Annotated in this window: 11 protein-coding genes; 1 reads left to right on the top strand and 10 read right to left on the bottom strand. The window is 67.0% G+C overall.

The window, feature by feature from the left end; genetic code table 11:
* Positions 1-44: 44 nt before the first annotated feature.
* The 4 genes from V7Q48_RS16190 to V7Q48_RS16175 all read right to left on the bottom strand — a co-directional run bounded on the left by V7Q48_RS16190 (position 45) and on the right by V7Q48_RS16175 (position 5,697).
* Positions 45-2,951: a TonB-dependent receptor domain-containing protein gene (locus V7Q48_RS16190; protein WP_333839682.1), complete on the bottom strand. Its 2,907-nt coding sequence runs from the start codon at positions 2,949-2,951 to the stop codon at positions 45-47.
* A 92-nt stretch (positions 2,952-3,043) separates the two neighbouring features.
* Positions 3,044-3,547, bottom strand: coding sequence for a DUF3237 domain-containing protein (locus V7Q48_RS16185; RefSeq protein WP_333839680.1), 504 nt, complete (start codon positions 3,545-3,547; stop codon positions 3,044-3,046).
* A gap of 3 nt (positions 3,548-3,550) precedes the next feature.
* The gene (locus V7Q48_RS16180; protein WP_333839678.1) at positions 3,551-5,215 is read right to left on the bottom strand and encodes a CocE/NonD family hydrolase; all 1,665 of its coding nucleotides are present in this window, start codon (positions 5,213-5,215) and stop codon (positions 3,551-3,553) included.
* Entirely contained in the window at positions 5,215-5,697 is a 483-nt protein-coding gene (locus tag V7Q48_RS16175; protein WP_333839676.1) for a DUF3237 family protein, read from the bottom strand. Before V7Q48_RS16175 ends, V7Q48_RS16180 begins: the two co-directional genes overlap by 1 nt.
* Before the next feature lie 109 nt (positions 5,698-5,806).
* Between V7Q48_RS16175 and V7Q48_RS16170 the strand changes: the two genes are divergently transcribed.
* Entirely contained in the window at positions 5,807-6,334 is a 528-nt protein-coding gene (locus V7Q48_RS16170) for a MarR family winged helix-turn-helix transcriptional regulator (RefSeq protein ID WP_333839674.1), read from the top strand.
* A gap of 149 nt (positions 6,335-6,483) precedes the next feature.
* Here V7Q48_RS16170 and paoC read toward each other — a convergent pair whose 3' ends face one another.
* From paoC to V7Q48_RS16140, 6 genes are all read right to left on the bottom strand, one after another.
* The gene (gene paoC, locus V7Q48_RS16165; protein WP_333839672.1) at positions 6,484-8,691 is read right to left on the bottom strand and encodes an aldehyde oxidoreductase molybdenum-binding subunit PaoC; all 2,208 of its coding nucleotides are present in this window, start codon (positions 8,689-8,691) and stop codon (positions 6,484-6,486) included.
* Positions 8,688-9,641, bottom strand: a complete 954-nt coding sequence (locus V7Q48_RS16160) for an FAD binding domain-containing protein (protein WP_333839670.1) — start codon at positions 9,639-9,641, stop codon at positions 8,688-8,690. Before V7Q48_RS16160 ends, paoC begins: the two co-directional genes overlap by 4 nt.
* Positions 9,638-10,300: an aldehyde dehydrogenase iron-sulfur subunit PaoA gene (gene paoA, locus V7Q48_RS16155; protein WP_333839668.1), complete on the bottom strand. Its 663-nt coding sequence runs from the start codon at positions 10,298-10,300 to the stop codon at positions 9,638-9,640. Before paoA ends, V7Q48_RS16160 begins: the two co-directional genes overlap by 4 nt.
* Before the next feature lie 192 nt (positions 10,301-10,492).
* On the bottom strand, positions 10,493-10,963 hold the full coding sequence (locus tag V7Q48_RS16150) for an Lrp/AsnC family transcriptional regulator (protein WP_333839666.1): 471 nt from the start codon (positions 10,961-10,963) through the stop codon (positions 10,493-10,495).
* Between the two features lie 121 nt (positions 10,964-11,084).
* Positions 11,085-11,822 (bottom strand): hypothetical protein, encoded by a 738-nt coding sequence (locus V7Q48_RS16145; RefSeq protein ID WP_333839663.1) that lies wholly within the window; start codon positions 11,820-11,822, stop codon positions 11,085-11,087.
* Complete coding sequence (locus V7Q48_RS16140; RefSeq protein WP_333839661.1) at positions 11,819-12,808, bottom strand: sterol desaturase family protein; 990 nt, start codon at positions 12,806-12,808, stop codon at positions 11,819-11,821. Before V7Q48_RS16140 ends, V7Q48_RS16145 begins: the two co-directional genes overlap by 4 nt.
* Positions 12,809-12,927: the final 119 nt, after the last annotated feature.

Raw genomic sequence — 12,927 nt, 5'->3', positions numbered from 1 at the left:
TGGGATGGGAGGGGCGGCAGGCCCCGGGGGGACGGGTGTGCCTCTTAGAAGTCGAAGCGGATGCCCATGCGGTAACGCCGGCCGATCACGTCGTAATAGACCGAGTTGTTGTTACCGTTCCACAGCGGCGGGGGCATCACGTCGAACAGGTTGGTGACGTTGCCGAAGACCTGCAGCGTGCGCCCGCCCGACTTGATAAGGTCGAAGCTCGCGCCGAGGTTGGTGTAGAACCGCGAGGGCACCTTGTTGATGTTGATGCTGTTGACGAGGTTGACGTTGTAGGCGGGATCGTCCGGCCCGATCAGCGAGGCATCGTACTTGCCGGCCGAGATGAAGTGGCCCTGCAGGTTCACCGTCAGGCGCTTGAGCGTGAGCGAGGCGAACCCGTCGACGACCCACGAGGGCACGCCGCTGAGGCCGTTGTCGCCGGCGCGGTTTACCGGGGTGGTCGTGCCGGGCAGCAGCACCGCGCTGTTGGTCAGCTTGATGGTGTGCGTGGCCAGCCCGCGCAGGTCGAGCGAACGGCCATCGCCCAGCGGCATGCGATAGCTCGCCTCGAAGTCCAGGCCCTTGAGATCCTGGCGGTTGAGGTTGAGGTAGAGCACCGAGACCGACTGTAGGATGCCCGCGCCATTGCGCGTCACCAGCCCGCAGATATCGGCGGCGCCCGTGGTGTTGCAGGTGTTGACGATGACCTGCGCGCCCAGCGTCGCGATCGCATCGCGGATGCGGATCTTGTAGAAGTCCGCCGAAAGCCGCAGGCCCGTCAGCGCCCCGCGCGGCTGCAGCGTCACGCCCGCGGTGAAGGTGCGGGCCTTTTCCGGCGTCAGGTTGATGTTGCCGCCGGTGTAGATGTTGGCGAAGACCTGCGATCCGGTGCGCGTGTCGGAAATCGCGCCGACGCCGGTGACGGGCGTGGTGAACAGTTCCGAGGTGTTGGGCGCGCGGATGTCCTGCGATTCGGTGACGCGCAGCAGCACGCCCTCGACCGGCACGTAAGTCCCGCCGATCTTCCAGGTCGTGGCGTTGAAGCTGTTGGAGACCGAGAGGTTGGCGGTGTTGTAGTGCGTGCGGCGGATCGCGCCGTTGAGATCGAGGCTGCGGCCGATCGCGCTGTCCTTGAGCAGCGGGACGCCGGCCTCGACATAGCCTTCGATCACGTCGACATGGCCGCGCGTCGGCGTGGCGTTGAAGACGTAGAAGCCGTTGGTCGCCGAGATCGGGTCGACGGTGATCGACAGGCGGTCGCGCCGGGCCTCGGCGCCGGTCGCGACGGTGATCGGGCCGGCCCAGCCCTCGATCAGCGTGCCGTGGACGTTGGCCGCGCCTGCCCACTGGCGGAATTCGGTGCGCTGGTGCGTCGTGCCGAAGGCATAGGCCTTGGCCTCGGGCGAGAACTGGCTGCCGAGGATGTTGAGCGGCCGGCAGGCGGTGGTCGGATCGGTCAGCGCGGTGCGGCAGATGGGCGCGCCGGTGACCGGATCGGCGACGGCGTCGATCGCGCGGGCATAGTTGGCGGTGATGCGGTCGTTGATGGTCGACTGGTGTGCATCGGTCACGCCGTACTGGACATAGGCATCGTAGCCCCAGCTGCCGCCGAGCTTGCCGCTGGCGCCGGTTACGAAGCGGAAGGTGTCGCGCGTGTTGACGCTGTCGATCTGGCCGAAGTTGGTGCCCAGCTTGCCGATGACGAGGCCGGTATAGCCATTGGCCTGCATGGTCTGCCTGATCGAGGCGGGGAGGAACGGATTGTCGATGCGGATCAGGCTGCCATTGCCGGGGAAGCCGCCGTCGCGCACTTCGGGGCCGCTGGTATAGCCAGCGACATGGCCGTAGCTCATGTCGGCAAAGCCGGTGAAGGCATCCGAGGCTTCGTATTCGAAATGGCCGAAGGCGTTGTAGCGCGTGACCGGGATCGACAGCGCCGGATCGCCGAAGAAGGCGTTGAGCCCGGCGCCGGTGCCGCCTTCCATGAACAGCGCGCCGGCGTTCTGGCCATAGTTGAACGCCACCGGGTTGCCGTTGGCATCGAACTGCAACCCGCCCAGCACGCCGCCCCGTGCGGCGGCGCGCACCCCGGCGGCGTTGACGGTGCCGGTGATGAGGCCGCCCGGCGTCAGTGTCGCGGTGTGGACGTTGTAGGCGATGTTGTTGGCAGGGCGGCCGTTGACGCCCGCGGCCTGGGTCAGGTTGCCGACTTCGTTGGAGCAATTGGTGCGGGTGTAGCAGCCGCCCACGCCCTCGTCCTTGTCGTACTCGGCGCCGAACACGGCGTGGCCGCGCCCGCCGGCAAAGCTGGTGCCCGCGGCAATCTGCGCAACGTAGTTGTTGCCATCGCCGCGATCGGTGACGCCGTACTGGAAGTTGCTGCGCACCCCTTCGAGATGCTTGTTGAGGATGATGTTGATGACGCCCGACACCGCGTCCGAGCCATAGGCCGCCGAGGCGCCGCCGGTGACGACGTCGGCGCGTTCGATCAGCAGCGTGGGAATAAGGTTGAGATCGACCGTCCCGCTCGAGGTGCTGGGGGCGAAGCGACGGCTGTCGACCAGCACCAGCGTGCGGCTCTGCCCCAGGCCGCGCAGGTCGGCGATGCGTGCGCCGGCGTTCGACGGGTTGATGTTGGAGCCCACGACCGAGTTCGAAGGCGAGGACGAGGCGCGGAACGAGGGCAGCGTGGCCAGCGCCTCGCCGATGTTGGTCGAGCCCATCTTCTGCAAGCGGTCGGTGCCCAGCGTGGTCACCGGCGTCGGCGCGTTGAACGAGGAATTGGCGAGGCGCGAACCGGTGACGATGATCGCCTGCTGTTCGGCGCGCTCTGCGGGCGCGGGGCTTTCGGGCAGGGCGACGGGCGGCGCCTCCTGCGCCTGGGCGATCGCCGGCAAGGCGAACAGGCCGAGTGCGACGCCGCCGAGCAGGCGCGCGGTACCGAGCTTGATGTATCCCTTCATGACGGGTGTCCTCTCTCATCGGCCCGGTTTGGTCCGGTGCCTGGTTATGGTCTGGCAGAGGTGCGGGAGCGGGCGCCGGGCGGCGCCGCGCGTCATCGCACGATGTAGTAGCGAAACAGCGAGTGATCCGGCGGATCGCCGGGATCGAGATGCGGGCGGCGCGCGCCGACGCCGATCAGGACGGTGCGGTTGAGCCAGTCGTGGGGGCCGACCGGGGCACGAAAGGTGGGGGTGCAGCGGAAATAGCGCGGGATCGGGTCGGCGTCGTCGGGCAGCCCCGGCGGGCGCAGCGGGCCGTGCACATAGCCGCGGTTGTGGATGTAGATGTGCGCGCCGTCGTCGGCCTCGATCATGTAGTGCGCATTCAGCTCGACCACGCCGTCGGCGCGCACGATCGGCCAGTCCGCACCGCTGAAGTCGACCAGCTTGCCGTTGAGCCGCGGGCCGGTGATCGTGCAATCGGCGCCGACCGAGGTGTAGCCAACCGACATCCCGCCCGAGACCGGCCAGACCCAGCGCTTGTCGAAATTGATGCGGATGTCGAAGGCGTGCTCGGTCAGCAGCGCCAGGTCGGCATCGGGGTCCTGCGTCGTCATCGCTCAGTCCTTTCGCGCCGGGATCACCGGCAGCAGGAGGTGGGAGGGATGCGCCCCGCCGACATGGAGGATGTGGCGCCCGGCATTGCGGGTCTCCTCGTGCCGCGCGAAGGGCAGATTGGGCAGGCCTTCGGTCATCACGTCGTGGCCCTGGATCACCAGCCGCAGCGTCTCCCCCGCCGCAAAGCGGGTAGATGCGGGCCAGAACTCGACATCGACCGGGACGATCGCGCCGGGCGCGAGACGCTCCTCGGTCTCGTGATGGTGAAACGGCTGGAGCGGTGTGCTGCGCGCCGGATCGACCGCGCGGTGGCTGGCGCGCAGCCAGCCGAGCGCGACGGGGCCATCCTCGAAGAAGGCGTAGAACGTCTGGCCGACCGGCGCGCCCGAGGCATCGAGCTTTTGCAGCGCGACGAACAGGTCGATGTCGTCGGAGCCGTCCGCCTCGACCCACAGCCTGAGGCTGGCATGGCCGGTCAGCTCGGTGTCCTCGGCGAAGCGGTGGTCGAACACGGCGCGGCCTGTCGTCGCATCATAGGTGACGGTCGCATCGTCGGCCGGGGCTGCGGCCTGCAGCGCGCCGTCCGCCCCCAGCCATAGCGGCGTCGCCACGGTGCGGGCGAGCGGCCATTCGTCTTCCGCACGCCACTGCCCGATGCCGTGGGCCTCGCGCACCTCGATCTCCACCCGCGGCCAGGCGGGCAGGTTGGTCGCACGGCCTTGCAGGAAGTGGTCGAAGAAGGCTTCGCGGCGGCGCTGGTTGGCGGGCTGGTAATAGTGCGCCCACTTCTTCTGGCCGTGGACGGTCAGCCACTTCTGGTCGCTGGCCATGGCCTTGAACGCCTCGAGCGTGCCGCGCGTGTGCAGGCCATGGTCCGACCAGCTCGCGACCACCCAGGCGGGCGTGCTGATCGCGGCTAGGTCGATTTCCTTGCTGCGCCAATAGTCGTCCATCAGCGGATGCGCCTGGGCATTGGCCCAGGTGTCTTCGGCCTGGCCCAGCGAATGGGCGATGTTGTCCGAGGCGCGCGGCAGGAACCCGGTTTCGAGGATCCCGCCGTGGCGCGCGAATTCGCGGTACCAGTCGGTGAAGCCTTCCCACGGGTTGATCGCGGCCAGCGCGGGCGGGGCCAGCGCGGCCACCCAGAACTGGATCGCGGCAAGATACGACACACCGGTCATCCCGACCTTGCCGTTGGACCATGGCTGGTCGGCAAGCCAGGCGATCGTGTCGGCGCAGTCCTGTGCCTCGACCACGCCATTGTGGTGAAAATCGCCCTCCGACAGCCAGGCCCCGCGCGGGTCGACCACCGCCAGTGCATAGCCGCGCGGGCACCAGGCTATCGGATCGGCGCCCTCGAACGGGGTCTGTGGCGAAAGCCACGTGGGATCGACGCCCGAGTGCGGCCAGAACACCTGGTTGCTGCGCGCATGTTTGCCATAGGGGCTCCACGACAGCAGGCAGGGCAGGTTGACCGTGCCGGCCACGCCATCGGGGCGATAGATGTCGGCATAGATGCGAACCCCGTCGCGCAAGGGGATCGCGACGTTGCGCTCGATCAGCAGGCCGGCGTCATGCTCTTGTGCATAGGCCAGCGGGGGCAGGGGCGGCTTGCCCCGTGCGCCGTGCGGGTCGACCCCGGCGCGCATGAGGAGCGCTGGGCCCATCACAGCACCACGAAGTAGTGGATGCGGTTGGCGTTCGGGATCTTTTCCGCCACGCCGAGGAACATGTGCTGGCTCATCCAGGCGTGCGGGCCTTCGGGGGCCTCGAACCGGGGGGCGACGCGCATGTAGTAATCGTCGGAGCCGACTTCCTCGTTGCGCGACATGCGCGCGGCGATCTCGGGGCTGCGCGCCCAGCGATAGCCGCGATTCTGCATGTAGATCACCGCACCGTCATCGGCCTCGAGCATGTAGCGGGCATCGAAGTCGATTACCCCGTTGGGGCGTTGCAGCGGGAAATCGCCGCCGGACATGGGAATCACCCGGCCATTGAGTCGCGGACCCTCGATCGTGCCGCTGGCCGCATAGATCGCGGCGCGCGATGCGCCGACCACCGACGGCTCGACCCAGCGCAGGCCGGTCAGCTCGATCGAGATGGTGAAGGCATATTCGCATTGCGGCGCAAAGGGATGGATCTGGTCCAACGCGGTCCTCTCCTATGTCGTGTGAGTTGTTGATTTCTCACTATCTGACATGTTGATATATCCACAAGTCAGGCATGACAAGTGGGAATTATTTGGCTATGGCGGGGCGATGGAAACGATGCAGTCGCCGGACGGCGAACCCAGCCCTGCGCAATCGATGCTCGAGGCATCGGAGCGGCGCTGGCAATTGTTCGGGCCGACGCATCTGCCCTATCGCATCCTGCTGCTGGCCAAGATGATCGACCGCGTTACCACGCAGCACGTGCGCGATCGCGCGGCGATGTCGCTGGCCGAATGGCGCGTGATCTCGCACGTCGCGCTGATGGGCCAGTGCAGTGCGGCCGAAATCGCCGAGGCGGCCTTTGTCGATCGGTCGGAAGTGAGCCGTGCGGTGGCCGCCCTCGAACAGCGCCAGCTGATCCAGCGCGATCCCAACCCGCGCAACCGCAAGAGCAGCCTGATCTCGCTGACGGGCGAGGGCCGCTCGATCTACGGCACCGTGCGCGAGGAGCGAACGCACATGTACGAGGACTGGCTCGAAGACCTGGGCGTCGAGGATCGCACCCAGCTCGACGATGCCTTGCGCACCGTCATGCGCCGGATCGTGCTGGGCAATCCCGACGCGCTCAAGCCCTAAGGTCCGATGACAAAAAGTGGGAACCGGTTTTTGTCAAAAATCGCACGACCACAAATATCTAGAGTATGATGGCGTTTCATTGAAACGTCATCATACTCTAGGTTTCAGGACGAGGCGCGCCGGGATCGACCGCTTTCCAAGGCGATGGATCAGGCGATCGCGGGCAGGCGATCGAGGTGCTTGTCCATCGTCATCGGATAGTCGCGCAGGCGCACGCCGGTCGCGTTGTACATGGCATTGGCCACGGCCGCGCCGACGCCGCACAGGCCCAGCTCGCCCACGCCCTTGGCCTTCAGCGGGTTGGCCTTGTCGTCGACCTCGTCGAGGAACACGACCTCCTGGTGCGGGATGTCGGCATGGACCGGCACTTCGTAGCCGGCGAGGTCATGGTTGGCGAAGAGGCCGAAGCGGGTGTCGACCGCCAGCTCTTCCATCAATGCACCGCCCACGCCCATGGTCATCGCACCAATCACCTGGCTGCGTGCGGTGACCGGGTTGAGGATGCGGCCGGCGGCGCACACCGCCAGCATGCGACGCACGCGCGTGACGCCGGTATAGGCATCGACGCCCACCTCGACGAAATGCGCGCCGAAGGTCGACTGCTGGAACGTCTTGTTCAGATCGCCCCACTGCATCGTGTCCTCGGCCTCGATCGGGCCGCCCTGCGCCACTTCGGTCAGCGGCACCGAGCGGTTGCCATCACGCACGCGGCCATCCTCGAACACCACCGTTGCGGCATTGTAGCCGAGCTTCTGCGCCACGGCCTCGCGCAGCTTGACGCATGCGGCATAGACGCCCGAGGTCGAGCTGCCCGCACCGAACTGCCCGCCCGAACCCGACGAGACCGGGTGCGCCGAATCGCCGAGCGTGACCTTCACCTTCTCGAGCGGCAGGCCGAGCATTTCGGCGGCGGTCTGCCCGAGGATGGTGTAGCTGCCGGTGCCGATGTCGGTCATGTCGGTCTCGACCGTCACGGTGCCGTTCTTCTCCAGCCGCACGCGGGCGCCCGAGGGCAGCGCGAGGTGGTTGCGGAACGCCGCGGCCATGCCCATGCCCACCAGCCAGCGGCCGTCGCGCACCTGGCCGGGCTTGGCGTTGCGCTTGGCCCAGCCGAAGCGATCCGCGCCCTGGCGCAGGCACTCGACCAGCTGGCGCTGCGAGAACTTGCGCTCGGGCTTGGCGGGATCGACCTGGGTGTCGTTCTTGATGCGGAACGCCACCGGGTCCATCCCCAGCTTCTCGGCCATCTCGTCCATGGCGATTTCCAGCGCCATCATGCCCGGCGCCTCGCCCGGCGCGCGCATCGAGTTGCCTTCAGGCAGGTGCAGCTCCGCCAGACGCATCGAGGTCAGGCGGTTGGCGCCGGCATAGAGCAGCTCGGTCTGGTTGACCGCAGTCTCGGGATCGCCATCGGGCAGGTTGCCCGAGCCGCTCTCGTGCGCGATCGCGGTGATCGTGCCGTCACGCTCGCAGCCGATGCGGATGTGCTGGTGCGTGGCGGGGCGATGCGTGGTGTTGTTGGGCACCACCGGACGCGGCAGCGCGACCTTGACCGGGCGGCCCGCCGCCTTGGCACCCAGCGCGGCAAGAACCGCGTCGGTGCGCAGGAACAGCTTGCCGCCGAACCCGCCGCCGATAAACGGCGAATCGATCCGCACCTTCTCCTTGGGCAGGTTGAGCGTCGTGGCGAGATCGCCGTGGCCCCAGGCGATCATCTGGTTCGAGGTCAGCACCGTGACCTTGTCCCCTTCCCAGGCCGCGATCGAGGCATGCGGCTCGATCATCGAGTGCGACTGGTCGGGCACCGAGTAATGTGCGTCGAGCGTGACCGGCGCGGCGGCAAAGGCCTGCTCGAAATTGCCGACGCGGTTTTCCTCGGGGCCGCCCTTCTTTTCCGGGTGCAGCGGCGCGGTCTTGAGCGCCTGGGCCAGGTCGAACTTGCCCTCGCTGCGGTTGTAGTCGACCCGCACCAGCGCGGCTGCGGCGCGTGCCTGCTCGAGCGTTTCGGCCACCACGACGGCGATCGCCTGGTGGTAGTGGTCGATCTGCGGTCCGCCGAGCAGCGGCGCGGTGTTGTATTTGCCCAGGCCCAGCTTGCCAGCTTCCTTGGCCGTCACCACGGCCAGGACGCCGGGCGCCTTGCGCGCGGCGTCGGTATCCATCGAGGCGATGGTGCCGCGTGCGATGGCCGCGGGCACGATCCAGCCATAGGCGGCGTTGGGCATCTCGGCCCCGCGCTCGAAGGCATAGTGGGCCTGGCCGGTGGTCTTGAGCTGGCCGTCGACGCGGGTGTGGGGCTTGCCGACCACCTGGAGGCGGTCGATCGGGTTGGTCCCTGCGGGTTGGTCGAACTTCATGCCGTCCTCGTCTCGTGCAGCACGCCGGCGAGGGTCCGTTCGACCAGGGCCAGCTTGAAGCGGTTGTGTTCGGTGGGGCGCGCCTCGGCGAAGAGACGCGTCGTCACGGCCTTGGCCCCTTGCGGCAGCGCCGCTTCGGCCTCGGCCATGCGCCAGGGCTTGGGTGCGACGCCGCCCACGGCGACGCGGCCGCTGCCGTCGGGCTGGATCACGGCCGCGACGGACACCACGGCGAAGGCGTAGGACGAACGGTCGCGCACCTTTTCATAGACATGCGTACCGCCGATCGGCTTGGGCAGCGTGACCGCGGTGATCAGTTCATCGGTCGCCAACGCCGTCTCGATATGCGGGGTATCACCGGGCAGGCGATGGAAGTCGGCGATCGGGATCGCGCGGGTCTGCCCCTCGGCATTGACGGTCTCTACCACCGCATCGAGCGCGCGCATGGCGATGGCCATGTCGGATGGGTGCGTCGCGATGCAGGCATCGCTCGTGCCCACGACCGCCAGCTGGCGCGAATAGCCGCCGATGGCGCTGCACCCAGAGCCGGGGCGGCGCTTGTTGCACGGCAGGTTGGTGTCGTAGAAATAGGGGCAGCGCGTGCGCTGCAGCAGGTTGCCGGCGGTGGTTGCCTTGTTGCGCAGCTGGCCGCTCGCCCCGGCGACGGTGGCGCGGGTCACCAGGCCATAGTCGCGGCGGATGCGCTCGTCGGCGGCAAGCGCGGTGTTGCTGACCAACGCACCGATGCGCAGCCCGCCCTCGGGCGTTGCCTCGATCTTGTCGAAGCCCAGGTCCTGCACGTCGACGAGGTGCGTCGGCGTCTCGACCTGGATTTTCATCAGGTCGACGAGGTTGGTGCCCCCGGCGAGGAACCGCGCGCCGGGATTGGCGGCCACGGCGCGCGCTGCGGCCACGGGGTCCTTGGCGCGTTCATATGTGAAGGCCCTCATGCCTTGTCTCCCGAACGGCCAGCGACCTCGTTGATCGCTTCGAGGATGTTGGCATAGGCGCCGCAGCGGCAGATGTTGCCACTCATCCGCTCGCGGATCTCGGTGTCGCTGATCGCGGGCTGTGCCGCCACGTCACCCTGGACATGGCTGGGAATGCCGCGCTTGATTTCCTCGAGCACCGATACGGCCGAGCAGATCTGGCCCGGCGTGCAGTAGCCGCACTGAAAACCGTCATGCTTGACGAAGGCGGCCTGCATCGGGTGCAGATGATCGGGCATGCCGAGGCCCTCGATCGTGGTGACCTCGTCCCCGTCGTGCTGGACGGCAAGGCTCAGGCAGCTGTTGATCCGCTCGCCATTGACGATGACGGTGCAGGCGCCGCACTGGCCATGGTCGCAACCCTTCTTGGTGCCGGTCAGGTGCAGGTGCTCGCGCAGCGTGTCCAGCAGCGTGGTGCGCGTGTCGAGCGTCAGGCTGTGTTGCTTCCCGTTGACGGTCAGCTTGGTGGATGCGGTCGGGACGGAGCCCTTGGCGGCGTCGGTACGCGGCGCGGCGGCGGCGATGGGGGTGCTGGCGACGGCGGCAGTGGCCGCGCTCGACGCCATCACGCCACGCCGGGACATGGCCCAGGGCGAGGGGGTCTCGGGATTGGGGGTCATGAAAATGCGGTCCTTCCTGGGTCGACCTGCACCAGCAGGCGATCCCGTAATGCCCCGAACGCGCGAGGCGGCATTTGGTTGTCGTAAAACCCGCAGTTTTCTGCCCGGTCCCGAAAGGGAAGCCTACCCGGCTTCAGGTATGGCCACAGCCGTTGCCGCCGCACGCACCGCTTGTCCTGCGATCTCAGCGACCTATACCGGGATTGCGGTCGTATACTTGGTCATCGACAGCGCGAAGTGCGAGGACGCACCTGCAACAGAGGCATGGCCCAGCAGGGTCTGCATCAGGAAAGCATTGTAGTCGGCGACATCGGCGACGACGACGCGGATCAGGTAATCCCATTCGCCCGACATCGAGAAGCATTCGACCACTTCGGGGCGATCGTCGATGAAACTTTCGAAAGCCTGCCGCGCCTCGCGCGCATGGCTGCGCATGCGGATGCTGCACAGCACATTGACCCCGCGCCCCACCGTTGCGGCATCGACCAGCCGGACGGTGCGGGTCAGCACGCCGGCCGCCTCGAGCGCCTTGACCCGCCGCCAGCACGAGGCCGACGAGGCGCCGACGCGCTCGGCCAGATCGGCGTGGCTGAGGGTCGCATCGTGCTGGAGCAGGGATAAGATCCTGCGGTCGATCGCGTCGAGCGGGCGATCCTGTTTCACGATGGCAGGCCTCCGGCGTGTCGCGTTTCGCCGCAGGGCATATCCTGCAATGCCGGGGGCCGCAATTAGCCCTGGAAATCTGCCCTGGCTCAGGCGCCTCGCATGCCGTCCTGCCCGCGTGTCAGTGCGACACCGCCAGCGCGGCCAGTTCCTCGCTCGTGCTGGCAGGATCGGTACCGAGCAGGCGGGCCATGCGGCGGCGGACCAGTCGCGCTTCCAGCCAGCGGCCGAAGACATAGAGGATCGCGAAGAAGCATGCGAAGACGTAAGCCGGGGTCGGCGAGTATTTCTTGCTGTCGGGCTGCCCGGCCTTGGGCTTGGGCTTGTCCTTGCCGGGCTTTTCCGGGGCGGGCGCACCGAGGAACTTGTCCACCGGGTTCTGCACCGGCGTGACCATCTTCTTCTCCTTGGCCTTCTGCTCCTTTTCCGCCTTGGCGATGTCCTCGGCGGTGGGTGCATTCATCCGCCCGACGAAGACCGTCAGTTGCGAGAAGCCGAGGAACAGCAGCGGCGCCAGGAAACAGAGCAGCAGGATGCGGCTGACCATGCGATAGTGCAGCACCCGGCCGCCCGCATCGCCGGCGGTTTCGACGCGCAGCGTGCCGTGGTCGAACACCGAGAGCGGGTCCTGCGCCTCCGGATCGGTCTTGCGGAACTGGACCGTGTCGCCGTCCTGGTGATGTGCGGTGCCGCTGGTGCGCAGCATCGGGCGCAGCCGGTCGAAGGTCTCCTGCGCGGTCTGCCCCTCGGGCAGCGGCAGGCGCCCTTCGATGGTCCAGATCCGGGCGAGGAACGAGGGCTGCATGGCGGCTCCGGTGGAGGAAGCGGGGGTGCGGTGGCTGGCGGCGGCTGCGATCACTCTGCGGGCACCGCGTCGATCGAGGCCGGGCGGGCGAGGCGTTCCTTGATCGACTTCCAGCCCTCGGTGAACGGGAAGGTCATCTGTTCGCGGATCGACATGCGGCGGCCACCTTCCATGCCCAGCAGTTCCGCCTCGCCGTCGAGGCAGGTGCCGAAGATGCGGTCGATGAAGATGTAGGTGTTCGAATAGTTGCTGCGCGTCGCCTCGAAATCCTGCGAGTGGTGCAAACTGTGATGCCCGGTCGTGTTGAACAGGAAGCGCCACCAGCGCGGGCTGTCGAAGCGCACGTTGATGTGCTGGTAGATCGAGACCGACATGCCGATGGCGCCGGCCAGCAGGAAGGCGCGCGGCACAAAATCGAAGAACCCGCCGATGCCCAGGCCGATGAGGAACAGTTCCACCGGGTTGCCGACCGCGCCCTTGTGGACGTTCAACTGGGTGATGTAGTGATGCACCGAGTGCGGCAGCCACAGCGGATACCAGTTGTGCATCCCGCGATGCATCCAATACTGCCCGAAATCGAAGATGAACGAGATGATGAAGGCCTGGAGCAGGATCGGCAGTCCGGTGAACCAGGCGAACTTTTCCCAATGGAACGCACCCTGGATCGCGCCGACCATCACGTCGTCGCCGATGAAGGTGTCGACGAGGCGCAGGATGGTATAGCCCAGGCCCACGTAGAACAGGTCGACGGTGAACTCCTTCCAGGTAATCATCCAGCTCTGGTGCTTGGGGAAGAAGAATTCGAGCGTCAGGAGAAGTACTCGAAAGCCGATGCCGATGCCGATGGCAGTCGATGCCTTGGCGATAGAGTTTGGCGCGTAGTACCAGAACAGGATCAGCGCGAAGAGCACGGTCGGCTGGAACCAGGAGAAAAATGCGCGCTTGACCGGTCCGCCCTCGACCCGCGGGACATTTTCCCAGCCGATGGTCACCGGAGCCTGAGTGCCGATCATTCGCTTGCCAACGCGCACGCCCTGCATATCACCTGCCCTCACAAGTCGTGACCTTCGTAATACTTGGCCACTATGCTCAGTAATACTAATCAATTGCAGCGTAATACGGTTGACTTGCTTCGTCCATAACATATTGCACTGCAGCG

It is taken from the genome of Novosphingobium sp. (assembly GCF_036803765.1).
Taxonomy (GTDB): domain Bacteria; phylum Pseudomonadota; class Alphaproteobacteria; order Sphingomonadales; family Sphingomonadaceae; genus Novosphingobium.
The sequence above is the reverse complement of the archived record's forward strand: the minus strand, read 5'-3'. Positions and strand labels throughout refer to the sequence as shown.